The 24,527-nt window shown below is 63.4% G+C and carries 23 protein-coding genes; 19 read left to right on the top strand and 4 right to left on the bottom strand.

Going from position 1 to position 24,527, the window contains the following annotated elements:
- Window positions 1–95 precede the first annotated feature (95 nt).
- From B0G57_RS22720 to B0G57_RS22735, 4 genes are all read left to right on the top strand, one after another.
- A complete protein-coding gene (locus B0G57_RS22720) occupies window positions 96–1,121 on the top strand; it encodes a YVTN family beta-propeller repeat protein (protein ID WP_018440267.1) in 1,026 nt (341 codons plus the stop codon).
- Window positions 1,122–1,223: 102 nt separating this feature from the next.
- Window positions 1,224–2,213 (top strand): sterol desaturase family protein, encoded by a 990-nt coding sequence (locus B0G57_RS22725; protein ID WP_018440266.1) that lies wholly within the window; start codon window positions 1,224–1,226, stop codon window positions 2,211–2,213.
- 66 nt (window positions 2,214–2,279) lie between these two features.
- Window positions 2,280–3,155, top strand: a complete 876-nt coding sequence (locus B0G57_RS22730; RefSeq protein WP_018440265.1) for an EI24 domain-containing protein — start codon at window positions 2,280–2,282, stop codon at window positions 3,153–3,155.
- A gap of 10 nt (window positions 3,156–3,165) precedes the next feature.
- Window positions 3,166–3,990 (top strand): competence/damage-inducible protein A, encoded by an 825-nt coding sequence (locus tag B0G57_RS22735; protein WP_018440264.1) that lies wholly within the window; start codon window positions 3,166–3,168, stop codon window positions 3,988–3,990.
- A gap of 17 nt (window positions 3,991–4,007) precedes the next feature.
- Here B0G57_RS22735 and B0G57_RS22740 read toward each other — a convergent pair whose 3' ends face one another.
- A complete protein-coding gene (locus B0G57_RS22740; RefSeq protein ID WP_018440263.1) occupies window positions 4,008–4,472 on the bottom strand; it encodes a rhodanese-like domain-containing protein in 465 nt (154 codons plus the stop codon).
- A gap of 422 nt (window positions 4,473–4,894) precedes the next feature.
- Between B0G57_RS22740 and glnA the strand changes: the two genes are divergently transcribed.
- From glnA to ntrC, 3 genes are all read left to right on the top strand, one after another.
- Complete coding sequence (glnA, locus tag B0G57_RS22745) at window positions 4,895–6,310, top strand: type I glutamate--ammonia ligase (RefSeq protein ID WP_018440261.1); 1,416 nt, start codon at window positions 4,895–4,897, stop codon at window positions 6,308–6,310.
- A 151-nt stretch (window positions 6,311–6,461) separates the two neighbouring features.
- Window positions 6,462–7,604, top strand: coding sequence for a nitrogen regulation protein NR(II) (gene glnL, locus B0G57_RS22750; RefSeq protein WP_018440260.1), 1,143 nt, complete (start codon window positions 6,462–6,464; stop codon window positions 7,602–7,604).
- Window positions 7,605–7,618: 14 nt separating this feature from the next.
- The gene (gene ntrC, locus B0G57_RS22755; RefSeq protein ID WP_018440259.1) at window positions 7,619–9,148 is read left to right on the top strand and encodes a nitrogen regulation protein NR(I); all 1,530 of its coding nucleotides are present in this window, start codon (window positions 7,619–7,621) and stop codon (window positions 9,146–9,148) included.
- An 80-nt stretch (window positions 9,149–9,228) separates the two neighbouring features.
- On the opposite strand, the gene xth is transcribed toward ntrC, so the two are convergent.
- Entirely contained in the window at window positions 9,229–10,005 is a 777-nt protein-coding gene (xth, locus tag B0G57_RS22760) for an exodeoxyribonuclease III (protein WP_026229595.1), read from the bottom strand.
- 291 nt (window positions 10,006–10,296) lie between these two features.
- Between xth and B0G57_RS22765 the strand changes: the two genes are divergently transcribed.
- The 9 genes from B0G57_RS22765 to B0G57_RS22805 all read left to right on the top strand — a co-directional run bounded on the left by B0G57_RS22765 (window position 10,297) and on the right by B0G57_RS22805 (window position 17,697).
- A complete protein-coding gene (locus B0G57_RS22765; protein ID WP_018440257.1) occupies window positions 10,297–10,839 on the top strand; it encodes an SUF system Fe-S cluster assembly regulator in 543 nt (180 codons plus the stop codon).
- 29 nt (window positions 10,840–10,868) lie between these two features.
- Complete coding sequence (gene sufB / locus B0G57_RS22770) at window positions 10,869–12,317, top strand: Fe-S cluster assembly protein SufB (RefSeq protein ID WP_018440256.1); 1,449 nt, start codon at window positions 10,869–10,871, stop codon at window positions 12,315–12,317.
- A gap of 29 nt (window positions 12,318–12,346) precedes the next feature.
- Window positions 12,347–13,099, top strand: coding sequence for a Fe-S cluster assembly ATPase SufC (gene sufC / locus B0G57_RS22775; protein WP_026229594.1), 753 nt, complete (start codon window positions 12,347–12,349; stop codon window positions 13,097–13,099).
- Complete coding sequence (gene sufD / locus B0G57_RS22780; RefSeq protein WP_018440254.1) at window positions 13,096–14,421, top strand: Fe-S cluster assembly protein SufD; 1,326 nt, start codon at window positions 13,096–13,098, stop codon at window positions 14,419–14,421. Before sufC ends, sufD begins: the two co-directional genes overlap by 4 nt.
- Entirely contained in the window at window positions 14,418–15,674 is a 1,257-nt protein-coding gene (locus tag B0G57_RS22785; protein ID WP_018440253.1) for a cysteine desulfurase, read from the top strand. Before sufD ends, B0G57_RS22785 begins: the two co-directional genes overlap by 4 nt.
- Window positions 15,671–16,126, top strand: coding sequence for a Fe-S cluster assembly sulfur transfer protein SufU (sufU, locus tag B0G57_RS22790; RefSeq protein ID WP_018440252.1), 456 nt, complete (start codon window positions 15,671–15,673; stop codon window positions 16,124–16,126). The genes B0G57_RS22785 and sufU overlap by 4 nt, the downstream gene beginning before the upstream one ends.
- A gap of 12 nt (window positions 16,127–16,138) precedes the next feature.
- The gene (locus B0G57_RS22795) at window positions 16,139–16,498 is read left to right on the top strand and encodes an SUF system Fe-S cluster assembly protein (protein WP_018440251.1); all 360 of its coding nucleotides are present in this window, start codon (window positions 16,139–16,141) and stop codon (window positions 16,496–16,498) included.
- 10 nt (window positions 16,499–16,508) lie between these two features.
- Window positions 16,509–16,829, top strand: a complete 321-nt coding sequence (locus tag B0G57_RS22800; protein WP_018440250.1) for a non-heme iron oxygenase ferredoxin subunit — start codon at window positions 16,509–16,511, stop codon at window positions 16,827–16,829.
- A 142-nt stretch (window positions 16,830–16,971) separates the two neighbouring features.
- Window positions 16,972–17,697, top strand: coding sequence for a ferredoxin--NADP reductase (locus tag B0G57_RS22805; RefSeq protein WP_026229593.1), 726 nt, complete (start codon window positions 16,972–16,974; stop codon window positions 17,695–17,697).
- Window positions 17,698–17,709: 12 nt separating this feature from the next.
- Here the strand turns inward: B0G57_RS22805 and B0G57_RS22810 are convergent, their stop codons facing one another.
- Window positions 17,710–18,792, bottom strand: coding sequence for an aldose epimerase family protein (locus B0G57_RS22810; protein ID WP_018440248.1), 1,083 nt, complete (start codon window positions 18,790–18,792; stop codon window positions 17,710–17,712).
- 63 nt (window positions 18,793–18,855) lie between these two features.
- Window positions 18,856–20,076 (bottom strand): XylR family transcriptional regulator, encoded by a 1,221-nt coding sequence (locus tag B0G57_RS22815; protein WP_018440247.1) that lies wholly within the window; start codon window positions 20,074–20,076, stop codon window positions 18,856–18,858.
- A 371-nt stretch (window positions 20,077–20,447) separates the two neighbouring features.
- On the opposite strand from B0G57_RS22815, the gene xylF reads away from it, so the two are divergent.
- The 3 genes from xylF to B0G57_RS22830 all read left to right on the top strand — a co-directional run bounded on the left by xylF (window position 20,448) and on the right by B0G57_RS22830 (window position 24,336).
- Window positions 20,448–21,476 (top strand): D-xylose ABC transporter substrate-binding protein, encoded by a 1,029-nt coding sequence (xylF, locus tag B0G57_RS22820; RefSeq protein ID WP_018440246.1) that lies wholly within the window; start codon window positions 20,448–20,450, stop codon window positions 21,474–21,476.
- A 107-nt stretch (window positions 21,477–21,583) separates the two neighbouring features.
- A complete protein-coding gene (xylG, locus tag B0G57_RS22825; protein ID WP_018440245.1) occupies window positions 21,584–23,140 on the top strand; it encodes a D-xylose ABC transporter ATP-binding protein in 1,557 nt (518 codons plus the stop codon).
- Window positions 23,137–24,336: a sugar ABC transporter permease gene (locus B0G57_RS22830; protein ID WP_018440244.1), complete on the top strand. Its 1,200-nt coding sequence runs from the start codon at window positions 23,137–23,139 to the stop codon at window positions 24,334–24,336. Before xylG ends, B0G57_RS22830 begins: the two co-directional genes overlap by 4 nt.
- Window positions 24,337–24,527: the final 191 nt, after the last annotated feature.

The raw sequence follows: 24,527 nt of genomic DNA on the forward strand, positions 1-24,527 counted from the left end.
CCGTTGCCCGCGCCAGCGTTTTTCTCGCGCGGCGGTCAACCGCCCGGAGTACGCAAGCGTTCTAGCATGAGCGTCGGCCTTCTCATCGAGTTCACATGCACAAGAATTTCCTCTCCCGCGCGAAGGGCGCGAGCGGCGTGCTCGCCGCGGCGCTTTTTGCCTCGCTCGCCGTCGGTTTTTCTCCGGCCGCACGCGCCGATAATGTCATCGTGCTCAATTCGGCCGAAGCGACGCTCTCGCTCGTGAACGAAGCGACGCACCAGGTGATCGGCACGATTCCGACGGGCAAGGAGCCGCACCATCTGATGGCGACGCCCGACAACAAGTTGCTGATCGTCGCGGATTCCGTCTCGAACGACCTGATGTTCCTCGATCCGAAGACGGGCAAAGTGCAAAGCAGGCTGGAAGGAATCGAGGATCCCTATCAGCTCGGTTTCTCGCCCGACGGCAACTGGTTCGTCACGACGGGGCTGCGGCTCGATCGGCTCGACGTCTATCACCGCGACCCGCGCACGAACGCGCTGACGCTCGCGAAGCGCCTGCCGCTCGCGACGATGCCTAGCCACATGGCGTTCAGCAACGACAGCCGGACCGTCTTCGTCACGCTTCAGATTTCGGGCGAGGTGGCCGCCGTCGATCTGCCGACGCAGACGGTGCTTTGGAAGATGCACGTCGGCAAGACGCCGGCGGGACTCTGGATGACGCCCGCCGATAAATATCTGCTCGTCGGCATGACGGGCGAGGACGATGTCGCCGTCGTCGACTGGCGTCACCAGACCGTCATCAAGCGCATCCATACGGGTGCCGGCGCCCACAACTTCCGCTCGCTCGACGACGGCCGCCACATTGCCGTGACGAACCGCGTCGCGAGTACCATCAGCATCCTCGACGAAGACACGCTGACGAACGTCGGCGACATCACGGGCCTCTTGCCCGGTCCCGACGACATGGAGCTTTCCGCCGACAAGCGCTATCTGTGGGTCACGTTCCGCTTCGCGAAACACGTCGGCATCATCGACCTGACGACGAAAAAGCTCGTGCAGACGATCGCGGTCGGGCGCTCGCCGCACGGGATCTATTTCTTCGATCGCGCACCGGTGACGGCACCCAACGGCGCGTAGCGTCGAGACGGTCGAAAGTCGAAAGTCGAAAGTCGAAGATCGAAGGTTGCAAGATCGAAAGACGAACGACGAGAGAAAAACGGATAAGAGGCGCACGATTCCATGCTTCATCTGATCACGGCTCCGCTCGATACGCTGGTCTCGACGCTGCAGACCTGGGTCTACATTCATGTTGTGCAGCCGCTTCTTTTCAAGTTCGGCTGGATGGACTACGACGAGGATTCCTACGATGCGCTCTATCCCGTCATCGTCGGTTTCCTGACCATCGTCGCGATGTACTTGCTGCTGAGGCCGCTCGAGGCGCTACGGCCCGTCGAGCGTTGGCAAACCCGCAGGGCCGTGCGTGTCGACATCTTCTATACGTGGATCAGCAAGCTTGGTCTCTTCAATCTGTTTTTCTTTCTGGCGTTCCAGCCCCTTTTCGACAACCTGCAGGTCTGGCTGCGCTACCGCAACATCGATAACGTCAACCTCGACAATCTGTGGCCGGGCGTGACCTCGCAGCCGCTGGTCGCGTTCGCGATCTACTTCGTCGTGCTCGACTTCGCCGGCTACTGGTATCACCGCTGGCAGCATCGATTCGGCGTCTGGTGGGAACTGCATGCCGTGCATCACAGCCAGCGCCAGATGTCCCTCTGGTGCGACGATCGCAATCACCTGCTCGACGATGTGATCCAGGCCGGCTTTTTCGCCGCGATCGCGCTTGCGATCGGCGTGGCGCCGACGCAGTTCGTCGTGCTCTCGGCCGTCACGAACTTCCTGCAGAGCATCCAGCACGTCAACGCGCGGCTCGAATACGGGTGGCTGCTCGAACGCTTCATCGTGAGTCCGACGTTCCATCGGCGCCACCATGCCGTAGGCTACGGGCATGAGGGCACCGCGTATGGCTGCAACTTCGGCGTCGTCTTCCCGTGGTGGGATATGCTGTTCAAGACGGCCTCGTGGAATCGCACGCCGGAGCCGACGGGTATTCGCCAGCAGATTGAAGGTGAATCGTATGGAGAGGGTTTTCTGTCGCAGCATTGGCTTGCTTTCGTGCGGATCGCCCGGCGGCTTTCTTCCGCGCGCGGCGGCGACGCGCCGGCGCTTTGAGAGCGGCTTCGAGAACCGCTTGAAGAACCCGTTGACGGCCCCCGGGCCGGCCAGCTGGAAACGCCGATGAACGACCTGCTGCGCGCATTCGTTCGGGCCGTCGCGAGCATGCTCCATCCCCGCATGCTCTGGCTCACCTTCATGCCGTTTTTCGTCGCGGCGCTCGGGTGGGGCGTCGTCTTCTGGTTCGCGTGGCAGGACCTGGTTGGGACGGTGCGCGCCTGGCTCGCCGGCTCGACGTTCGGCACGACGCTCTTTCACGCGTTCGATTGGGTGGGATTCACGGCGCTTCATGCGGCGATCGCGCCGTTCATCGTCATCGCCATGGCGATTCCGCTGATCGTCGTGACCGTGCTGCTTCTCATCGCGACGATCTCGATGCCGCTCGTGGTGCGCCAGTTGTCGGCGCGCCGTTTCGCCTCGCTCGAGCAGCGCCGGGGCGGCACTTGGTACGGCAGCCTCGTCTACGCGCTCGCGACGACTTTCATCTGCCTCACGCTGACGATTGTCACGCTGCCGCTCTGGCTGATACTGCCGTTGTTCGCCTTCATTCCTCCGCTGCTCTGGGGATGGCTCACCTACCGGGTGATGACCTACGACGCCCTCGCGCTGCATGCGAGCCGCGCGGAGCGCATCGCGTTGATGCGCCGCCACCGGTGGCCGCTCCTTGCGATCGGCGTCGCGAGCGGATTGATGAGCACGTTGCCGACACTGATTTGGGCCTGGTCGCTCTGGCTCATCGTGCTCTTTCCCGTGATCGCGGCGGCGACGATCTGGATCTATGCGGCGATCCTCGTGTTTTCGGCACTCTGGTTCGGACACTATTGCCTGCACGCGCTGCAGCTCATGCGCGACGAAGCCGGTCAGGGCATGTCCGGCCCCACGAGGCACTTGCCGTCGTCACAATCATCGACGACCATGGACGATCTTCATTCCTCTTGAGGCGGCGGCCATGGCATTTGGCGTCATCATCATCGGCGACGAGATCCTGTCCGGCAGGCGGAGCGACAAGCATCTGCCGAAAGTCATCGAGCTCTTGAACGCTCGCGGGCTTGCGCTGGCCTGGGCCGAGTATGTCGGTGACGACCCCGAACGGATTACGGCCACGCTCGCACGCACGTTCGCTTCGGGCGACATCGTCTTTTCGACGGGAGGCATCGGCGCGACGCCGGACGACCACACGCGCCAATGCGCGGCGAAGGCGCTTTCCGTGCCGCTCGAGCTTCATCCGGAGGCGGCGGAGCTCATTCGCCAACGGATTCTCGAGATGCATGCGGCGGCGGGAACGCCCGCCGATCTCGAGGCGCCCGACAACAAACACCGATTCAACATGGGCGTGTTTCCGCGCGGGGCGTCGATCATTCCGAACGGCTACAACAAGATCCCGGGGTTTTCCGTCGGCGATCACCACTTCGTGCCGGGTTTTCCGGTGATGGCCTGGCCGATGATCGAATGGGTGCTCGATACGAAGTACGCGCACCTGCATCATCAGGTGCCGCGCGCCGAGCGTTCGCTGCTCGTCTTCGAGCTGATGGAATCGACGCTCACACCATTGATGGAGAAGATCGAGACGGACTTTCCGGGCGTGCGCGTGTTCAGCTTGCCGAGCGTCGGCGACGCCGAGCGCGGCGGCGTGTTTGCGCGCAGGCACATCGATCTCGGCGTGAAAGGCGAGCCGGAGGCCGTGGCGGCCGCCTACGTCAAGCTACGCGAGGGCGTCCATCTGCTCGGCGGCGATATCGTCGAGCCGGAAACGCCGCGGTTCGAAGGGCATTAACCCGGCAAGGCGCGCCGTCACGCGCCGATCCAGGGCAGGCCGCGGTAGCACCATCCTTCGAACGTCTTGCGATGGCCGCTCCCGTCCTTGCCGCCTTCGAATCCTTCGAGGATGTCGAATGCTTTCGTGAAGCCGGCATGATGCGCCGCAACGGCGGCCAGTTTCGAGCGGGCCGCGCTGCGGCACAAGAAGAGTACGGGAGCATCGGCTGATGCGAAGCCTCGCAGTTGCTCGATGAACTCGGGATTCGGGATACCGCCGGGGTAGCGCGTCCATTCGACGTGAACGTATTGGCCGTCGCCGACGATGGGCCTGCCTACCCAGTCGAGTTCCGCGCGCGTGCGTACGTCGACGAGGCGCGCCGCCGGATCGAGTTGCATGAGCTCGAACGCTTCGGCGGGCGAGAGCGCCCCCGCGTAGGGCAACTGGCTTTCGGTGCGGCGCTTGTCGGCCTGCGCCAGGATTTGTTCGAGCGTGCTCATCCTACGGGTTCCTCCACAAGAAAGACACATTCTAGCGCCACCCTTTCAAGGCGGACCGTCGGCACGAGCGGGATGCATGAAATCGCGCCGACGTCCCAAAACGGTGCAAAATGTCTTCCGGTGCACTGTTTCGGCTCGCAGTCAGTCGATTCGCAGCTGACGTGCACCGTTTATGTGCATCTCGCGTGAAAGCGGCGGAGCCGGTATGCCTGGCGGTGCACGGCCGCGTTCCACTGAGGGGCGCGCGCTCGCCGACGCTCGAGAGTGCCTGCTACCCCGAACGCGGGTGGTTGAGCAACTGGCATGAAAGATGCTCTAATCGCCCGCGTTTCGCTCGAACGCCGGCTTGCGGCATCGGCAGTCAGTCGAAGCGGGCACGAAGAAGCGAAGAACCGCCGAACCTATCAAATGGAGAAGAGGATATGAGTAAAACCGTGGCCGACGTCATGCAGCTCGTCAAGGACGAGGACGTCAAGTTTGTGGACTTTCGCTTCACCGATACGCGCGGCAAGGAGCAGCACGTCTCCGTTCCGCTGTCGGCGTTCGAAGAAGACAAGTTCGAAAGCGGCCATGCGTTCGACGGTTCCTCGATTGCCGGCTGGAAGGGCATCGAAGCCTCGGACATGTTGCTCCTGCCGGACCCGAACACGGCATTCATCGATCCGTTCTACGAAGAGCCCACGCTGGTTCTGACCTGCGACGTCATCGAGCCGTCCGACGGCAAGGGCTACGAACGCGATCCGCGCTCGCTCGCGAAGCGCGCCGAAGCGTATCTGAAGAGCACGGGCCTCGGTGACACGGCCTTCTTCGGTCCGGAGCCCGAGTTCTTCATTTTCGACTCGGTCCAGTGGAGCGCCGACATGTCGGGCTGCTTCGTGAAGATCGGCTCGGACGAGGCATCGTGGTCGTCGGGCAAGGAATTCGAAGGCGGCAATCCGGGTCACCGTCCGTCCGTGAAGGGCGGCTACTTCCCCGTCGCTCCGGTCGATTCGTTCCAGGACATGCGCTCGGAAATGTGTCTGCTGCTCGAGCAGATCGGCATTCCCGTCGAAGTCCATCACCATGAAGTGGCCGGCGCCGGCCAGAACGAAATCGGCACGAAGTTCTCGACGCTCGTGCAGCGCGCCGACTGGACGCAGCAGCTCAAGTACATCGTCCAGAACGTCGCGCACACGTACGGCAAGACGGCGACGTTCATGCCGAAGCCCGTCGTGGGCGACAACGGCTCGGGCATGCACGTGCACCAGTCGATCTGGAAGGACGGCCAGAACCTGTTCGCGGGCAACGGCTACGCAGGCCTCTCCGAGTTCGCGCTGTTCTACATCGGCGGCATCATCAAGCATGCTCGCGCGCTCAACGCGATCACGAACCCGGGCACGAACTCGTACAAGCGTCTCGTGCCGCACTTCGAAGCGCCCGTGAAGCTCGCTTACTCGGCGCGTAACCGTTCGGCTTCGATCCGCATTCCGCACGTCTCGAATCCGAAGGGTCGCCGTATCGAAACGCGCTTCCCGGATCCGCTCGCGAATCCGTACCTCGCGTTCTCGGCGCTGATGATGGCCGGCCTCGACGGCGTGCAGAACAAGATTCATCCGGGCGAAGCTGCCGACAAGAATCTGTACGACCTGCCGCCGGAAGAAGACGCGAAGATCCCGACCGTCTGCGCAAGCCTCGATCAGGCGCTCGACGCACTCGACAAGGATCGCGAGTTCCTCACGCGTGGTGGCGTGTTCACGGACGGCATGATCGACGCTTACCTGGAACTCAAGGAAGGCGAACTGCAGCGATTCCGCATGACGACCCACCCGGTCGAGTTCGACATGTACTACTCGCTCTAAGCCGTGCGATGCGCTTCGCCTTCGATAGTCGGCGGAGCGGATACGCCGCTTAGGAACGGTAGTCTCGAAGGGACGGCGGCGCCGTCCCTTTTTTGTGCACCCCGCTCATTGCTCTTCATTGCAGCCCCTGCCCGATAGGCCGGACTCCACGATGGTTCTCAAGAATCTGATCAAGCCGAAGAAGGGGCATGCCGAACGCCTCACTGACGATGCGGCGCTCGCGTCATCGGGGCTCTTGCCTGGGCTGGAGGCGTTGCCGACGGTTGCGCTCGTGCTGGAAAAGCGCACGTTGCGCGTGGCATTCGCGAACCCTTCGGCCGAGTCGATGCTCGACTTGTCGCGGCGTCAGCTGATGCAGATGTCGTGGCCCGACATCTTCGCGAACGGCGACGAGCTCGTCGAAACAATCGCGGCCATCGCCGAGCAGCGTTTTCACGCGACGCATCTCGATGCCGTGCTCGAGCGGCCGGGACGCGAAGCACTGCACGTGCATGTCGTCGTCGGATTTCTCGAGAGCGCGTCGGACTACGTCCTGCTTGAGCTGTTCGAGAACGAGCGCCACTTGCGCACCGATCGCGAGGAGCGCATTCACGACCTGGCGACCGCGAACAAGCAACTGATTCGCAACCTCGCGCACGAGATCAAGAACCCGCTCGGCGGCATTCGCGGCGCCGCGCAACTGCTCGAGCTCGAGCTCGGCGCGCGCGAGCGTCATGAGCTGCGCGAGTACACGCAGGTCATCGTGAAGGAATCGGACCGCCTGCAAACGCTCGTCGATCGTCTGCTCGAGCCGCACCGGCATCCGCATATCGTCGGCGACGTCAACATTCATGAAGTCTGCGAGCGCGTGCGCGCCGTCATCATGGCCGAGTTTCCGCGCGGGCTCACGATCGAGCGCGACTATGACGTGAGCGTGCCCGAGCTGCGCGGCGACAAGGAGCAGTTGATCCAGGCGCTGCTCAACATCGTGCGCAACGCGGCGCAAGCCCTGCGTGCACGCATCAGCGAAGGCGATGCGCGCATCGCGCTGCGTACGCGCGTGGCCCGCAAGGTCACCATCGCGAAACGACTTTGCAAACTGGCATTGGACTTGCGTGTGATCGACAACGGTCCGGGGATTCCCGAAGAGATTCGCGATCGCATCTTCTATCCGCTCGTCTCGGGGCGCGAGGACGGCAGCGGATTGGGTCTTACGCTCGCGCAGACTTTCGTGCAGCAGCACGATGGGATGATCGAGGTGGAAAGCCGGCCCGGACACACGGAGTTTCAGATTTTATTGCCGCTCGACAATTGACTAACGACCACTCTATGAAGCCGATCTGGATAGTAGACGACGATCAATCGATCCGCTGGGTGCTCGAGAAAGCCCTCGCGCGCGAGAGTCTCGCTACACGCAGTTTCGCCAATGTGCGCGAGGCGCTTGGCGCACTCGAACACGAGACGCCTCAGGTGCTCGTGTCGGACATCCGCATGCCGGGCGCCTCCGGGCTCGAGTTGCTGCAGTCGATTCGCGAGCGGTTGCCCGAGTTGCCCGTCATCATCATGACCGCCTATTCCGATCTCGACAGCGCTGTCGCGGCCTTTCAGGGCGGCGCATTTGAATATCTCGCGAAGCCTTTCGATATCGATCGGGCCGTCGAGCTCATTCATCGCGCCGTCGACGAAAGCCTGCGCGGCGCGCATGCGGCCGAGGTATTGCTGGCCGATGCGCCCGAGATGCTCGGCCAGGCGCCGGCGATGCAGGACATGTTTCGCGCGATCGGCCGTCTCTCGCATTCGTCGGCGACGGTTCTCATCACGGGCGAGTCGGGAACAGGCAAGGAACTCGTTGCCCGCGCGCTGCATCGACACAGCCCGCGCGCAAACGGCCCGTTCATCGCGCTCAATACGGCCGCGATTCCGAAGGATCTTCTGGAGTCCGAACTATTCGGCCATGAGCGCGGTGCCTTCACGGGCGCGCAGGCGATGCGGCAGGGCCGCTTCGAGCAGGCCGAGAACGGGACGCTCTTTCTCGATGAAATCGGCGACATGCCGTTCGATCTGCAAACGCGGCTGCTGCGCGTGCTGTCGGATGGGCAGTTCTATCGCGTCGGCGGACACAACCCGTTGCGCGCGAACGTGCGCGTGATCGCGGCCACGCACCAGAACCTCGAGTCGCGCGTCCGGCAAGGGCTCTTTCGCGAGGACCTCTATCACCGGCTCAACGTCATCCGCCTGCGCCTGCCGCCGCTGCGCGAGCGCAAAGAGGACATTCCGCTGCTCGCGCGGCACTTTCTGCAAAAGAGCGCGCGCGATCTCGGCGTCGAGCCCAAGCGCGTCTCAGAGGCGACGCTCGCCTACCTCGCTTCGCTGCCGTTTCCGGGCAACGTGCGTCAGCTCGAGAACCTCGCGAACTGGCTGACCGTGATGGCGCCCGCGCAGACGATCGAGATCAAGGACCTGCCGCCCGACCTCGTGCCGCCCGCGGGAGAGGGGGCCGGCGAGATCGTCGCGGGACCTGCCGCCGTGCCGCAGGCTGCCGCGGGCGTCATGTCGTTCGATGGCGGCGGGAGCAACGGTGTCGCCATCGCGGCGCCTCCATCGGCCGGCGCCTTGGGCGGCGTATCGACTGCAGTGCCCGTGAGCGTCTGGGAAAGCGGCTTGCGCGCCGAGGTCGCGCGGATGTTGCGCGAAAACACCGCAGACGTGATGGACGAGCTGGCGCGGCGATTCGAAGCCGCGGTCATTCGCGAAGCCCTCGATTTCACACGCGGCCGCAAGGTCGAGGCGGCCGAGCGGCTCGGCATCGGGCGCAATACGATCACGCGCAAGATCCAGGAGCTGCACCTCGAGCCGTGAGGCATCGTTGATTTGCTACCGGAGCTGCGTTTGCGCGCGCGTTGCTCCGGTCCAGCCGCTCGTTATTTCCCCTGCGTTAGTTAGCCGATCTGCGCGATCACGGGGGCGTGGTCCGACGGCTGGTCCCACTTGCGCGGCGTCTTGTCGACTTCGCAGTGCGTGCAGGTGGCGGCGAGCGCTGGAGACAGCAGGATATGATCGATGCGCAGGCCCGCGTTGCGTCTGAACGCGAGCATTCGATAGTCCCACCAAGTGAACGTCTTCTCGGGTTGCTCGAATTGGCGAAACGAGTCGACGAAGCCGAGCTCGATCAACTTCGAGAATGCCGCGCGCTCGTCCGGCGAGACTAGATTCTGCCCCTGCCATGCTTGCGGATCGTGGACGTCGCGATCTTCGGGTGCGATGTTGTAGTCGCCCAGTAGCGCGAGCGACGAGTAACGCGTGAGTTCGCCGGCGAGCCAGCCGGCCAGCGCCTCCAGCCAGCGCAATTTGTAGGCGAATTTCTCGGTGCCGGGTGCCTGGCCGTTCGGGAAATAGGCCGACACGATCCGCTTGCCGCCGACGGTGGCGGCGATGACCCGTTGCTGCGGATCATCGAAGCCCGGAATGTTGCGCACGATATCGGTTTCGTCGACTTCGATTCCTTCGCGCACGAGAATACCTACGCCGTTATAAGTCTTTTGTCCGGCACACCAGCTGCGATATCCCTTCGCCGCGAATTCCGCGTGCGGGAATTTGTCGTCGGGCAGTTTCAGCTCTTGCAGACAGAGCACGTCGGTATGGCTCAACTCGAGCCAATCGATGACATGCTGCTGGCGCACCTTCAAGGAATTGACATTCCAAGTTGCGATTTTCATGTTTTGAGTGATGCGGTCGGTCTTGTCGGCGAGCCGCGACGGGTCGTATTTTCGCGAGAAGCGTATCACAGTCCCTTGAGCCAACAAGGTTTTGAAGTCGGGACTACAATGGGTTCGTGACGCCGATGTTGCGCGAATCGGGGCGACGAGCACGAGATTCAAAGGCTGCATTGCCGCCCGAAAGACGCGGAAGTCTGCACCGCGTGTGACCCCTGTCGGTTTTTGTTTTTGGGTGCGGATCGTCGGCAGCTCAATCAGGACCCTGCGGGTACTGATTAGGAGTACTACGTAATGCTGCGAATGAGCAAGCTTGCCGATTACGGCACGGTGGTTCTGGTCGCGATGGCGCGCGACGCCGAGGTCGTGCAAAGCGCCGGCAGCCTCGCGGGCGCCACGGGCATCCCGCTGCCGACCGTCGCCAAAGTTATGAAGATTCTCACGCGCGGCGGCCTGACGAGAGCGCTGCGGGGCGCGAGCGGCGGCTATCTGCTTCAGCTCGCGCCGCGGAGCATTACGCTCGCCGACGTCATCACCGCGATGGACGGGCCGTTCGGCATGACCGAATGCAGCGCGGCGCCGGGCCTCTGCATGCAGGAGGCGATGTGCGGTGCACGCGCGAATTGGCAAAAGGTCAATCGTGTCGTGCTCGAAGCGTTGAGGCAGGTATCGCTTGCCGACATGGCCGGCCCGGTGCTGTCAGAGGCCGACCTCGGCGCCATTCGTACACGGGCTCCTCGCAACGAAGGCGTTCAGGTTGTCGCGCAGCCCGCGCGCAACCCGAAGTCCACACGAGACGCACGCTCGACGTCGCGCGCGATGCCGCGCGCTCGTTGACATAGCGGAGGTCACGCATGAGTTCACCGATGACTTCACCCTCGACCAGCATCGATCAATTGATTCGTCGCGAATATCGGCACGGGTTCGTCAGCGACATCCTGTCCGATACGCTGCCGCGCGGACTATCGGAAGACGTGGTCCGGCTCATCTCGGCGAAGAAGAACGAGCCCGAGTTCATGCTCGAATGGCGGCTCGCGGCCTACCGGCACTGGCTCACGATGAAGGAGCCCGGCTGGGCCACCGTTCGCCACCCGCCGATCGACTATCAGGACATCGCCTACTATTCTTCGCCGCTCTCGGGCAAAGAGCGCCCTAAGAGCCTCGACGAAGTCGATCCGGAGTTGCTGCGCACGTACGAAAAACTCGGCGTGCCGCTCGCGGAGCGCGAAATGCTTGCAGGCGTGGCAGTCGACGCTGTGTTCGACAGCGTATCGGTCGCGACGACATTTCGAGAAAAACTCGGCGAGCTCGGCATTATTTTCTGTTCGTTTTCCGAAGCGGTCGAGCGGCATCCCGATCTGGTGCGCCAGTATTTGGGTTCTGTCGTTCCGCACACGGACAACTTCTTTGCCGCGCTGAATTCGGCCGTCTTCAGCGACGGCTCGTTTTGCTACATCCCGCCCGGCGTGCGCTGCCCGATGGAGCTGTCGACGTACTTCCGCATCAACGCGCGCAACACCGGCCAGTTCGAGCGCACGCTGATCATCGCGGACAAAGGTTCGTATGTCAGCTACCTCGAAGGCTGTACGGCGCCGATGCGCGACGAAAATCAGCTGCACGCGGCGGTGGTGGAACTCGTCGCGCTCGAGGACGCACAGATCCGTTACTCGACCGTGCAGAACTGGTATCCGGGCGACGAAGAGGGCCGTGGCGGCATCTACAACTTCGTGACGAAGCGCGGTGACTGCCGTGAGGCCAACGCAAAGATCTCTTGGACGCAGGTCGAGACTGGTTCTGCCATCACATGGAAGTACCCGAGCGTCATCTTGCGCGGGGACAACTCGATTGGCGAGTTCTACTCCGTCGCGCTGACGAACCATCATCAGCAGGCCGATACCGGCACGAAGATGGTGCATCTCGGACGCAATACGCGCAGCACGATCATCTCGAAGGGGATCTCGGCCGGGCGCGGTAAGAATGCGTACCGGGGCCTCGTCAGAATCGGACGCGGGGCCGAGGGCGCGCGCAACTATACGCAGTGCGATTCGCTCCTGCTGGGCGAGCGTTGCAGCGCACATACGTTTCCGTACATCGAGGTCAAGAATCCGACTGCCAACGTGGAGCACGAAGCATCGACTTCACGTATCGGCGAAGACCAACTGTTCTACTGCAGACAGCGCGGCCTTTCCGAGGAAGACGCCGTGTCGATGATCGTCAACGGCTTTTGCAAGCAAGTGTTCAAAGAGTTGCCGATGGAATTCGCCGTCGAGGCGCAGAAGCTGCTTGGCGTGAGCCTCGAAGGCAGCGTCGGGTGAGATGGAACGTGGCTGAAAGGACGACAATGATGCTCGAGATCAGCAACCTGAACGTCGAAGTCGAAGGCAAACCGATCCTGCGCGGCCTGGACCTCAGCGTCGGCGCAGGCGAAGTGCACGCGATCATGGGCCCGAACGGGTCGGGCAAGAGCACGCTCGCGCATGTGCTGGCGGGGCGTGATCACTATGTCGTGACGGGCGGAACGATTCGTTATCGCGAGCGCGATTTGCTCGCGCTCGCGCCCGAAGAGCGTGCAAAAGAGGGGCTCTTTCTCGCATTTCAGTATCCCGTCGAAATACCGGGTGTCAGCAACGTCTATCTGCTGAAGGCCGCGCTCAACGCGCAGCGCCGGCATCGCGGCGAGCCCGAGCTCGACGCGATGGAATTCCTGCAGATCGTCAAGGAGAAGGTGGCGCTGATGCAGATGGACGAGAGTCTGCTCTATCGTGCCGTCAACGAAGGATTCTCGGGCGGAGAGAAAAAGCGCAACGAAATTCTTCAACTGGCCGTGCTCGAGCCGAAGCTTGCGATCCTCGACGAAGCGGACTCGGGTCTCGATATCGACGCGCTGCAGACGGTTGCGAACGGCGTGAACCGGATGCGCAGTCCGGAGCGCGCGATCGTGATCGTCACGCACTATCAGCGGCTGCTCGACTATGTCGTGCCCGATCGTGTCCATGTGCTTTCGCAGGGCCGCATCGTCAAGTCGGGTACGCGCGAGCTCGCGCTCGAGTTGGAGAGTAAGGGTTACGGCTGGGTGACAGAAGGGGCATCGCAATGACCGACTCGACCCTCGACCTCTATCGCCACGCGTTCCGCACGCTCGCGAAGACGCTCCCGGGCGCGGAACTCGGGTGGCTGCGCAGCGCGCGGCGCCACGCGTTCGAACGGTTCGAGGCGCTGCGCTTTCCGACCACGCACGCCGAGGAATGGAAGTACACGAACGTCGCGCCGATCGAGCAGCACGCATGGCATTTCGCGTCTCCGCGCGGCGACAATGTCGACGTATCGCCGATCGTCGACGATCTGGTCTTGGATAAATCAGCGGTACGCCTTGTGTTCGTCAACGGACGGCACGCGCCCAAGCTTTCGCAATTGCAAGGCTTGCCCGAAGGCGCTTTCGTCGGCAGCCTCACGCGCGCGCTCCGTGAATTCCCCGAGCGCATGGAGCCGTTGATCGCGCGCGTGATGCCGCATGACGGATTTGCCGCGCTCAATACCGCCTTTCTCAGCGACGGCTACGTCGTCGTGTTGCCGCCGGACTGCCGGATCGAGCGACCGATGCAGATGCTGTTCATCGCGGACGAAGCGGGCCTCGCCACGCATCCCTTCAATGTCGTTCTCGCCGCGCGAGGCTCGCGCTGTTCCATCGTGGAGCAGTTCGTCGGCATCGCGGACGACAGCTATCTGACGAACGCGGTGACGCATATCGAGGCGGCCGCCGGCGCCGACGTCGAGCACTGCCGTGTCCAGGAAGAGGCGCGCCGCGCCTTTCACGTCGCTCGCGTCGACATCGCCGAGGAGCGCGCAAGCCACGTCGTATCGCATTCTTTCGCATTCGGCGGCACGCTCTCTCGAATCGAGATCGATGTCCGCTTTCGCGGAACCGACGCGCGCACGGACTTGACGGGGCTCTACTTCGCCGGTTCGCGCCAGCACCTCGATCATCACACGCGCATCGACCACGAGTTGCCGCGCTGCACGAGCCGCGAGCACTACCGGGGCGTACTCGACGGCGCATCGCACGGCGTGTTCGATGGACGCGTGATCGTCCATCAGGGCGCCCAGCAGACCGATGCGCATCTCGAGAATCAAAACCTGCTGCTTTCGCGCGATGCCGAGATCGACACCAAGCCGCAGCTCGAAATCTATGCCGACGACGTGAAGTGCACGCACGGCGCGACGGTTGGCCGGCTCGACGACAACCAGCTCTTTTATCTGCGGGCGCGCGGAATCGACGAGCCTGTCGCGCGCGCAACGCTAGTCTGGGCGTTCGCACGCGATGTCATCGATCGCGTCGGCGCCGATTCGGTGCGCGCGCGGCTCGCGAAGCTGCTGCTGGCCCGCACGCCTGAAGCCGAACGTATCCGCGAATTGACATGAAGCTGATCGAACCCGTGACGACGATTCCAGACCGCGACGCGGTGGCGCGCTGGCGTGAAGATTTCCCGATCTTGAGCGAACGCGTGCACGGTAAGCCGCTCGTCTACCTCGACAACGGTGCAACGACGCAAAAGCCCGCGACCGTCATCGAAGCGGAGCGCCGCTATTACGAGCATACGAATTCGAATGTCCATCGCGGCGTGCACCTGCTCTCGCAGCGGGCAACGGAAACGTACGAGGCGGCACGCGCGCGCATCGCGCGCTTCATCAACGCGGCGCGGCCGGAAGAGATCGTCTACGTGCGCGGTACCACCGAGGCCATCAATCTCGTCGCCCAAAGCGACGTTCGGCCGCGCGTCGCACCCGGCGACGAGATCCTGATCAGCGCGATGGAGCATCATTCGAACATCGTGCCGTGGCAGATCGTCTGCGAGCAAACCGGTGCCCGGCTCGTCGTCGTGCCGATCGACGACCGGGGCGTGCTCGACATCGCCGCATATGAGCGAATGATTGGGGAGCGTACGCGTATCGTCGCTCTGACCCATGTGTCGAACGCGCTCGGCACGATCAACCCAGTCGCGCGGCTCATCGAAATCGCGCACGCCCGCGGCGTGCCGGTGCTGCTCGACGGCGCGCAGGCCATCGCGCATCTGCCGGTGGACGTCAGGGCGCTGGACTGCGATTTCTACGCGTTTTCGGGGCATAAGGTTTACGGTCCCACGGGCATCGGCGTGCTGTACGCAAAAGCGGACCGGCTTGAAGCGATGCCGCCGTGGCAAGGCGGCGGCGACATGATTCGCTCGGTGACGTTCGAGCGGACGACATACAACGCGATCCCATGGAAATTCGAGGCGGGCACGCCGAATATCGCCGGCGCGATCGCGCTCGCGGCGGCGCTCGATTATGTCGACGCGATCGGCGTCGATGTCATCGGTGCGCACGAGGCCGCGCTGCTCGCTTATGCGACGGACGCGATGCGTGCGTTGCCGCGCGTTCGGCTGATCGGCACGGCCGACCACAAGGCCGGGATTGTGTCGTTCGTTCACGAGGACGTTCACGCGCACGACGTGGGGACGATTCTCGATCACCACGGCGTCGCGGCGCGCGCGGGGCATCATTGCGCGATGCCGGTCATGCAGCGCTTCGGGGTGCCGGCCACGGTGCGTGCCTCGTTCGCGCTTTACAACAAACGCGAGGACATCGACGCGCTAGTCGCGGCAATGACGGAGGTGGAGGAGGTCTTCGGGCGATGAGCGATTTGCGCGACCTTTATCAAGAAGTGATCTTCGACCACTACAGGCAGCCGAGGAATCGCGGCGTGCTGGCTCACGCGAACCACAAGGCGGACGGCTATAACCCGCTTTGCGGCGACCGAATTACGCTCTATCTGCTCGTGGAAGAGGGCATCGTGAAGGATGCGCGGTTCGAAGGCGCCGGGTGTGCCATCGCGACGGCCTCGGCGTCGCTGATGACAGAAGCGCTCAAGGGGCGGACCGAGGCCGAGGCTGAAGCGTTGTTCGGGCGTTTCCACGAAATGGTGACGACGCCTCCGGGCCAGCCTGTCGCCGACGAGGCGGCGCTCGGCAAGCTCGCGACGCTCTCGGGCGTCCGTGAGTTTCCGGCGCGCGTGAAATGCGCGACGCTGGCTTGGCATACGCTGCATGCGGCGTTGCGCGACGAAACAGGAACAGTCTCCACGGAATGATGGGCGAATGCGATGAAGGCGATGGATTGGTTGCGGCGTTCCAACAAGGCCGATGATGACGGTTATGGCGATCTGCAGACGCGTGTGATCGAGGCGTTGCGGACCGTTTTCGATCCCGAGATTCCCGTCAACATCTACGATCTGGGGCTCGTCTATGAGCTCGCCGTCGACGAAGACGAGGGCCGCGTCGGCGTGCGCATGACGCTGACCGCGCCCGGTTGCCCCGTTGCGCAGACGTTTCCCTCGATCGTCGAGGACGCGGTGCGCTCGGTGGATGGCGTCAACGATGCGGTGGTCGAGCTCGTTTGGGATCCGCCCTGGTCCAGGGAGCGGATGTCGGAAGCCGCTCGGCTGCAATTGGGGCTCGTCTGAAAACTACCTCATGTCTGACTGGTTCAACGTAGCGAAGCTCGATGAATTTGCGCCGGGATCCGTGCGCAGCGTCAACATCGACGGCACGCAAGTCGCCGTGTTCAATGTCGGCGGCGAGTATTTTGCGATTGAGGATCTCTGCACGCACGATGGCGGCGTGCTGACGGGTGGGACGTTCGACGGCGATGTCGTCGTTTGCCCGAGACACGGCGCGCGCTTTTGCGTGAAAACCGGAAAAGCGCTCAGCCCGCCAGCCTATGAGGACGTTGCCGTCTTTCCGGTTCGCCTCGAGGCCGGCGTCGTGCAGGTGCGCGATGCGCGTTGGGATTGAGCGGCGAAGGCTGCGGTGCGAGACGAGGCCCGATGAAAGCCGGCCGGCATGATTGATGCAGGAGCGCGGCGTTGACCGCCCCCTGGACGAATCCGCCACATTGCAGGATGATGCGATTGTCGTTATTGGCCTGGGGGTTGCCATGAGCACCTATGAGACCAAGCTGATCGCGCGCGACATCGTCGCCGCCGATACGATGATCTTCGAGTTCGAGCGGCCCCAGGGCTTCGATTTCAAAGCCGGGCAAGCGATCGACTTGATTCTCGTTGAGACGGAGGTTGCCGAGGCGAAAGGCGCCCGTCATACGTTTTCGATCGTCAGCGCGCCGTTCGAAAATAAGCTCGCCATCGCCACGCGCATGCGTGCCGCGAGCACGTTCAAGCTGGCGCTCAAGCGGCTCATGGTCGGCACGCCGGTGCGCATCGAAGGGCCATATGGCTCGCTGACGCTGCGCGACAACTCGCGGCGCGCCGCCGTGATCATCGCGGGCGGCATCGGCATCACCCCATTCCTCAGCATGGCGCGCCAGGCCGCGAACGACCAATCCTCTCAGTACCTCATGCTCGTTTATTCGAACCGCCGGCCGGAAGACGCACCGTTTCTTTCGGAACTGACGCAACTGGAGCGGCTCAATGTCAATTTCCGCCTCGTCGCAACGATGACGCAAGCGAGCAAATCCAATATCCATTGGAACGGCAAGACGGGGCCCGTCGACGAAAATCTCTTGCAGCAGGCGGCGGGCCATTTCCCCGAGCCTGTCTACTATGTCGCCGGCCCTCCGATGTTCGTCGAGGCGATGCGCGCGACGCTTGCCGACATGGGCATCGCCGAGAGCTCGATCCACAGCGAGGACTTCTTCGGATACTGAGCCGTCGAGCCCTTACTCGGCCACGCTGAGCCGGTACTTCGTGAGTTGCCGGTATGGCTTGCCGGGACGCACGATCAGATGATCGCGGCTCGCCATATTGATTTCGTTTGGAAACGCCCCCGCTTCGAGGCAGAACCCGGCGTGACGCGCGTAGCGATGCCCGTTGCGGCCGCGCACGCCGTCGAGATAATTGCCCGTATAGAACTGCAGGCCGCGCTGATCGGTCGATACCGTCAGCTCCCGGCCGCTGCCGGGATCGTACGCCCGCGCGACCGGTCGAGCGGTACCTGCCGTGCCACTCGTTTCGCCGTTGTTTTGCCCAAGCGACAGCACGTAGCAATGGTCGAAGCCGCCCGCAAGCGAAAGCTGCGCATGCGGCCATTCGAGCCGCGCGCCGATCGGCGCGCTCTGGCGGAAGTCGAAAGCATTTCCCGCGACGGGACTTTCGCGCAACGGAATCAGCGAGGCGTCGACTTCGAGAAAGCGGTCGGCGTCGATCGTCATCAAATGCCCGCGAATATCGGCGTTCGGTTCGGCCGTCAGATTGAAATAGGCATGGTTCGTCAGGTTTAGCGGTGTCGGCGAATCCGTGTATGCCTCGTAGTCGATCGTCAGTTCCCCATCGTCGTCGAGCGCATAACGGACCGACACGGTCACGTTGCCGGGAAAGCCGGCCTCTCCTTCGTCCGAGTTCAAGCGCAGAACGAGCGCGCCGTCATCTTCCTCGGCATCCCAGAGCGCTCGATGAAAACCGGCGCCGCCGCCATGCAGCAAATTGTCGCCCTCATTGCGATCGAGGGTGTATTCGATGCCGTCGAGCTCGAAGCGCGCACCGGCGATTCGGTTCGCCCAGCGACCGACGATGGCGCCCATGTAGGCCGTCGATTCGAGGTAGTCGGCGGGCGAGTCATGCCCGAGCAGCACGTCGCCGAGCCGGCCCGCGCGATCCGGCGCATGCCATGAGACGAGTGTTGCGCCGAGGTCGCTGATGGCAATTCTGATGCCCTGAGCATTACGAAGCGTGAAGAGGCGGGCGAGGTCGCCGCCGGGAAGGGTGCCCCAGGGCTCGGAAGACAATCTTGCGGTGCTCATCATCGAGGAATTCGAAAGAAAGGGCGGGAGGTCAGGCCACGAAACAGAAAGCCGCCGGCGCGCGGATCATTGGACCGCCATTTTCGCGCGATCCTGAAATTCGCGCGGCGTGCAGCCCAGCTCGCGGCGAAAGACAGCATACATATATTGCAACGAAGTGAAGCCGCAGCGAATCGCGACGTCGGCGCTCGACGTATCGCCCTTCGCCAGCAGCGCCTTGGCCGCATCGAGCTTTTGCCGCAGGATTTCCTGGTGGATCGTGCACTGGAGCTCCCTGCGGAAATGCTCTTCGAGCGACGAGCGCGACACGCCGACATAGTCGGCGACCTGCTCCGTCCGGATCCCCCGGCAGGCGTATTGCCGGATGAAATGCCGGGCACGCGCGACATACGGGCTTGCAACGGGCCTGTGCTTGGTCGATTCGAGCACGTTGATGCCGACGGGCGGCACGAGGATGCGCCGCCCGGGGAAGCGTGCGCCGCGCAACATCTGATGCAGCACATGCGCGGCCGTGCGTCCCATTTCCTCGGTGCCTTGCGCCACGGACGAAAGCGGGATGCGCGTCAGTGTGCGCGCGAGCGGATCGTTGTCGATGCCGATGATCGCGACATCCTCGGGCACCGGAATGCCGGCGATCAGGCAGGCCTGCAACAGATGCCGCGCACGCGCGTCCGTCACCGCGATGATACCGACGGGCTTCGGCAATGCATGGAGCCACTGCGTCAACTGATCGATTGCCTGATTCCAGGTCGGCGCGCTCGTGGAAAGGCCGCGATAAATCTCGGCGTCGATGGCTTCGGGCGCGCGGCCGTCGGCGGCCCGCAAGCGAGCGAACGCCAACTCGCGCTGGTGCGACCAGCGGTTGTTCTGTGAGAGCGGCAGGCTGTAGAGCGCGAAGTTCGTGAGCCCGGCGCCGATCAGATGGGTATAGGCAAGCGAGACGAGCTTCGTGTTGTCCGTTGCAATATATGGGACGTCCGCTGGATAGTCCGATGCGTCTTCGTACGAAGAGCCGACCGCGACGACGGGCAGCGGGCAGTCGCTGAGCGCCTCGCAGACGGCCGGATCATCGAAGTCGGCGATGATGCCGTCGCCGTCGAAACGCTCGATGCCCCCGAGACGACAGCGGAAGTCCTCTTCGAGAAAGACGTCCCAGCCGATCCGGGTGGAGAGCAGATAGTGGCCGACGCCCGTAATGATCTCGCGGTCGTAGACCTTGTTTGCGTTGAAAAGCAGAGCGATGCGGTGGGCCTTTTGCGCGCGCTGCGGAGCGTCGCGCTTCGTCATCGGCGCCCTCGTCCCAGGGCCATGTGCGGCAGCGCACGTCCGGCGTCATGCATGCTCGTCTCCTTGTCTGGCGCGGGCGCGCTCCGATGCTTGATCGGCGGCCCGTTCGGCGTTGGTAGCGATTCTATGCGGGAAATCCGATGCACGCGAGCCGTGTGGCGCGCACCGGCAAGAAACATTATCGGTGCTGCGCAATTTCGCAATTGTCGCTCGACGGTGTGCGCGGCAGTATGGCCGGCGTCCCCCAAGGGGACATCCTTCGGGAGTCTCCGAACGGCTCTCTCTCCAGGGCGCCCCCGGGTGACTTCGATCGGGAGCCCCAACAAGCCGCTTCTTCGGGGCCGCCAATACCAACAAGCAAGGAGTGAGACATGAAATTGACTGCACGCCGTTCGTTCCTGGGTTCGCTCGTCAGTGCAGCGATACTCGCGGGCCTGACCTTTGCCGCGCCGCTCGCGCACGCGAGCAAGGACCATCCCGAGATCGGCTTTTGCATCGACGATCTGCGCGTCGAGCGCTGGTCGAAAGATCGCGATTATTTCGTGGCCGCGGCGAAACAGCTCGGTGCGACCGTGTCGGTTCAATCGGCCGATGCGAGCGAGGAGCGTCAGATATCGCAAATCGAAAACCTGATTTCGCGCGGCGTCGATGTCATCGTCATCGTGCCTTTCAATTCGAAAACGCTCGGCAATGTCGTTGCCGAGGCCAAGAAGGCTGGCATCAAGGTCATCTCGTATGACCGGCTGATTCTGGACGCCGATGTCGACGCTTATATCTCCTTCGACAACGAGAAGGTCGGCGAGCTGCAGGCGAAGGGCGTCTACGATGCAAAGCCGAAAGGCAACTACTTCCTGCTGGGCGGCGCGCCTACCGACAACAACGCGAAAATGCTGCGTGAAGGTCAGCTGAAGGTGCTCCAACCCGCGATCGATCGCGGCGAGATCAAGGTCGTCGGTCAGCAATGGGTGCCCGAGTGGAGCGCTTCGACGGCGATGCGGATCGTCGAGGACGCATTGACGGCCAATGGCAACAAGATCGACGCGATCGTCGCGTCGAACGACGGCACGGCCGGCGGAGCGATCCAGGCGCTCGCGGCCCAGCATCTCGCGGGCAAGGTGCCGATCTCCGGGCAGGACGCCGATCTCGCGGCGGTCAAGCGTGTGATGGCGGGCACGCAGACGATGACGGTGTACAAGCCGATCAAGACCATCGCAAGCGAAGCGGCCAAGCTGGCCGTCGAGCTCGCGAAGGGCGAGAAGCCGGCTTATAACGCGCAGTACGACAATGGCAAGAAGAAGGTCGACACCATCTTGCTGCAGCCGATCCTCTTGACCAAGAAAAACGCCGACGTCGTCGTGAAGGACGGTTTCTACACGCAGGCTCAGCTCGCGAGCCAGTGAGCCCCGGCAACGCGGGAGGCTGATACTGCGCGCGGCGTCGCCCGGCGTCCTGGTCCTGACGGATCGGGGCGCGCGCACGCCCCGCGCATTGGAGCGAGACAGATCGAATGACGCAACCTCTGCTGACGATGAAGGGCATCGTCAAAGCATTCTCCGGCGTGAAGGCGCTCGACGGCATCGACCTGAGCGTCTCCCCCGGTGAATGCGTCGGCCTGTGCGGCGAGAACGGCGCGGGCAAATCGACGCTGATGAAAGTGCTCTCGGGCGTTTATCCGCATGGCACGTGGGAAGGCACGATCCTCTGGGAAGGGGAGGAGCTGAAGGCGGCGAGCGTGCGCGATACCGAGCGGGCGGGCATCGTCATCATCCATCAGGAATTGATGCTCGTGCCCGAGCTTTCGGTGGCGGAGAACATTTTTCTCGGCAACGAAATCACGCTGCCCGGCGGGCGGATGAACTATGCCGCGATGTATCGGCGTGCCGACGAGCTGCTGCACGGACTCGGCATTCATGGCATCAATGCCGCGCAGCCTGTGATGAACTATGGCGGCGGCCATCAGCAGTTGATCGAGATCGCCAAGGCGCTCAACAAGAAAGCGCGCCTCTTGATCCTCGACGAGCCGTCGTCGTCGCTGACGGCCTCCGAAACGAAGATTCTTCTCGACATCGTCCGCGACCTGAAGCGGCGCGGCGTGGCGTGCGTTTACATCTCGCACAAGCTCGATGAAGTGGAAGCCGTCTGCGACACGATCACCGTCATCCGCGACGGCCGGCACGTGGCGACGGAGCCGATGCGCGCGCTTTCGACGGATCGAATCATCTCGTTGATGGTGGGCCGCGAGATCAAGAATCTCTTTCCGCGCGAACCGCATGAGATTGGCGAGGTTGTCTTCGAAGCGCGCAGCGTCACTTGCTTCGACGTGACGAATCCGCGGCGCAAACGCGTCGACGACGTGTCGTTCAGCGTGCGCCGCGGCGAAATCGTCGGTGTGGCCGGGCTCGTCGGGTCGGGGCGGACCGAGTTGATGTCCGCGATCTTCGGTGCCTGTCCCGGGGCGAGTTCCGCCGCCGTCGTGCTCGAGGGCAAGCCTCTGACGATCCGCTCACCCTCCGATGCCATACGCGCGGGCATCGCGATGGTGCCGGAGGATCGCAAGCGCCACGGCATCGTGCCCCAGCTGGGCGTGGGGCACAACATCACGCTCGCCGTGCTGAAGCGGTTCGCCAGGCGCGGCGCGATCGACGCGGCCGCCGAGCTCGATACGATCCGCAAGGAGATGCAGCGGCTATCGGTTCGGGCGGCGCACCCGATGCTCTCGATCGCGAGCCTTTCCGGCGGCAATCAGCAAAAGGCCGTTCTCACGCGCATGCTGCTGACCGAGCCGAAGGTGCTGATACTGGACGAGCCGACGCGCGGCGTCGATGTCGGCGCGAAGTACGAGATCTACAAATTGATTTTCCAACTCGCCAAGGCCGGCATGGCGATCGTGATGGTGTCGTCGGAGCTCCCCGAAGTGCTCGGCATCAGCGATCGCGTGCTCGTGATCGGCGAAGGCCAGCTGCGTGGCGATTTCATCAACGACGGTCTCACGCAGGAACAGATACTCACGGCCGCGATTCAGCCCGTCGGGGACGCCGTGGACTTGAACGAGGCGCATGCATGACACCCGATACGATTTCTTCGCGCTCAAGCGGCGGCGCATCGCCCGCGGGCCTCGCCGGCACGCAGCGCGTTCAGCAACTTTTTGCACGCTACAAGATCCTCGCGCTGCTTTTTGCCGTCGCGGCCATCTGGCTTTTCTTTTCCATCCTCACGCATGGGGCGTTCGCGACACCGCGCAATCTCTCCAATCTGCTGCGGCAAATGTCGATCAGCGGCATGCTCGCCTGCGGCATGGTCTTCGTGATCATCGCGGGCGAGATCGATTTGTCCGTGGGCTCGCTGCTCGGTCTGGCGGGCGGCATCGCGGCGATCCTGGACGTGAACCGGCAATGGCCGATCGCGCTGACGGTGCCGATCGCGCTCGCGCTCGGCGTGCTGGCGGGCATGTTCAACGGATGGCTCTCGACGTATCGGCGCGTGCCTTCGTTCATCGTCGGGCTCGGCGGCATGCTCGCATACCGCGGCGTATTGCTCGGCCTGACCGGCGGCTCGACGATCGCACCGGTGTCGGACCGTTTCGTCTTCATCGGGCAGGGCTACTTGCCCCGCTTCGCCGGCGACGCCCTCGCCGTCGTTTTGTTCGTACTCCTTGCGATTCTGACGGTCCGGCAGCGTAGCAACCGGCGCCGCTACGAATTGCCGGTGCTGCCGATGTGGCAGGACGGCATGAAGATCGTGGGCGCGGGCGTCATTTTGGCCGTCTTCGTGGCCGTGCTCGACAGCTACGGCGGCATCCCGGTGCCGGTGTTGCTCGTGCTGGCACTGCTCGGCATCTTCACATGGATCGCGACGCAGACGGTGTTCGGGCGCCGCATCTATTCGGTCGGCTCCAATCTGGAAGCCACGCGTCTTTCGGGCGTCGATACGAATCGGGTCAAGCTGGCCGTCTTTGCGTTGATGGGCCTCATGTGCGCGATCGCCGGCATCGTCAATACCGCACGGCTCGCGGCGGGATCGCCGTCGGCGGGCACGATGGGCGAGCTCGACGCGATCGCCGCGTGCTTCATCGGCGGCACGTCGATGCGCGGCGGATCGGGCACGGTCTACGGCGCGCTGATCGGCGCGCTCGTCATGGCCAGTCTCGACAACGGGATGTCGATGCTCGATGTCGACGCTTACTGGCAAATGATCGTGAAGGGCGGGATCCTCGTGCTCGCCGTCTGGATCGATGTCGTATCTGGATCGAATAAGCGCTGAAGCGGGATGTCCCTAAAGGGACTTCCTTCGGGGGCCTCCAAGGGTGCCCCCTCCGGTCGCGCCTAAAGGGACTTCCTTCGGGGGCCCCAAAGGGTGCCCCCCCGGTCGTCCCTAAAGGGACTTCCTTCGGGGGCCTCCAAGGGTGGCCCCTCCGGTCGCCCCGCGCGCCGATAGCGCCGTAGGCAGGGCGC

This window comes from Trinickia symbiotica (assembly GCF_002934455.1).
GTDB lineage: Bacteria > Pseudomonadota > Gammaproteobacteria > Burkholderiales > Burkholderiaceae > Trinickia > Trinickia symbiotica.

What these genes read in the sequence shown, in the direction of transcription:
- B0G57_RS22720 (WP_018440267.1), top strand. Translation starts at nt 96, where the DNA reads ATGCACAAGAATTTCCTCTCCCGCGCGAAGGGCGCGAGCGGCGTGCTC.
- B0G57_RS22725 (WP_018440266.1), top strand. Translation starts at nt 1,224, where the DNA reads ATGCTTCATCTGATCACGGCTCCGCTCGATACGCTGGTCTCGACGCTG.
- B0G57_RS22730 (WP_018440265.1), top strand. Translation starts at nt 2,280, where the DNA reads ATGAACGACCTGCTGCGCGCATTCGTTCGGGCCGTCGCGAGCATGCTC.
- B0G57_RS22735 (WP_018440264.1), top strand. Translation starts at nt 3,166, where the DNA reads ATGGCATTTGGCGTCATCATCATCGGCGACGAGATCCTGTCCGGCAGG.
- B0G57_RS22740 (WP_018440263.1), bottom strand. Translation starts at nt 4,472, where the DNA reads ATGAGCACGCTCGAACAAATCCTGGCGCAGGCCGACAAGCGCCGCACC.
- glnA (WP_018440261.1), top strand. Translation starts at nt 4,895, where the DNA reads ATGAGTAAAACCGTGGCCGACGTCATGCAGCTCGTCAAGGACGAGGAC.
- glnL (WP_018440260.1), top strand. Translation starts at nt 6,462, where the DNA reads ATGGTTCTCAAGAATCTGATCAAGCCGAAGAAGGGGCATGCCGAACGC.
- ntrC (WP_018440259.1), top strand. Translation starts at nt 7,619, where the DNA reads ATGAAGCCGATCTGGATAGTAGACGACGATCAATCGATCCGCTGGGTG.
- xth (WP_026229595.1), bottom strand. Translation starts at nt 10,005, where the DNA reads ATGAAAATCGCAACTTGGAATGTCAATTCCTTGAAGGTGCGCCAGCAG.
- B0G57_RS22765 (WP_018440257.1), top strand. Translation starts at nt 10,297, where the DNA reads ATGCTGCGAATGAGCAAGCTTGCCGATTACGGCACGGTGGTTCTGGTC.
- sufB (WP_018440256.1), top strand. Translation starts at nt 10,869, where the DNA reads ATGACTTCACCCTCGACCAGCATCGATCAATTGATTCGTCGCGAATAT.
- sufC (WP_026229594.1), top strand. Translation starts at nt 12,347, where the DNA reads ATGCTCGAGATCAGCAACCTGAACGTCGAAGTCGAAGGCAAACCGATC.
- sufD (WP_018440254.1), top strand. Translation starts at nt 13,096, where the DNA reads ATGACCGACTCGACCCTCGACCTCTATCGCCACGCGTTCCGCACGCTC.
- B0G57_RS22785 (WP_018440253.1), top strand. Translation starts at nt 14,418, where the DNA reads ATGAAGCTGATCGAACCCGTGACGACGATTCCAGACCGCGACGCGGTG.
- sufU (WP_018440252.1), top strand. Translation starts at nt 15,671, where the DNA reads ATGAGCGATTTGCGCGACCTTTATCAAGAAGTGATCTTCGACCACTAC.
- B0G57_RS22795 (WP_018440251.1), top strand. Translation starts at nt 16,139, where the DNA reads ATGAAGGCGATGGATTGGTTGCGGCGTTCCAACAAGGCCGATGATGAC.
- B0G57_RS22800 (WP_018440250.1), top strand. Translation starts at nt 16,509, where the DNA reads ATGTCTGACTGGTTCAACGTAGCGAAGCTCGATGAATTTGCGCCGGGA.
- B0G57_RS22805 (WP_026229593.1), top strand. Translation starts at nt 16,972, where the DNA reads ATGAGCACCTATGAGACCAAGCTGATCGCGCGCGACATCGTCGCCGCC.
- B0G57_RS22810 (WP_018440248.1), bottom strand. Translation starts at nt 18,792, where the DNA reads ATGATGAGCACCGCAAGATTGTCTTCCGAGCCCTGGGGCACCCTTCCC.
- B0G57_RS22815 (WP_018440247.1), bottom strand. Translation starts at nt 20,076, where the DNA reads ATGACGAAGCGCGACGCTCCGCAGCGCGCGCAAAAGGCCCACCGCATC.
- xylF (WP_018440246.1), top strand. Translation starts at nt 20,448, where the DNA reads ATGAAATTGACTGCACGCCGTTCGTTCCTGGGTTCGCTCGTCAGTGCA.
- xylG (WP_018440245.1), top strand. Translation starts at nt 21,584, where the DNA reads ATGACGCAACCTCTGCTGACGATGAAGGGCATCGTCAAAGCATTCTCC.
- B0G57_RS22830 (WP_018440244.1), top strand. Translation starts at nt 23,137, where the DNA reads ATGACACCCGATACGATTTCTTCGCGCTCAAGCGGCGGCGCATCGCCC.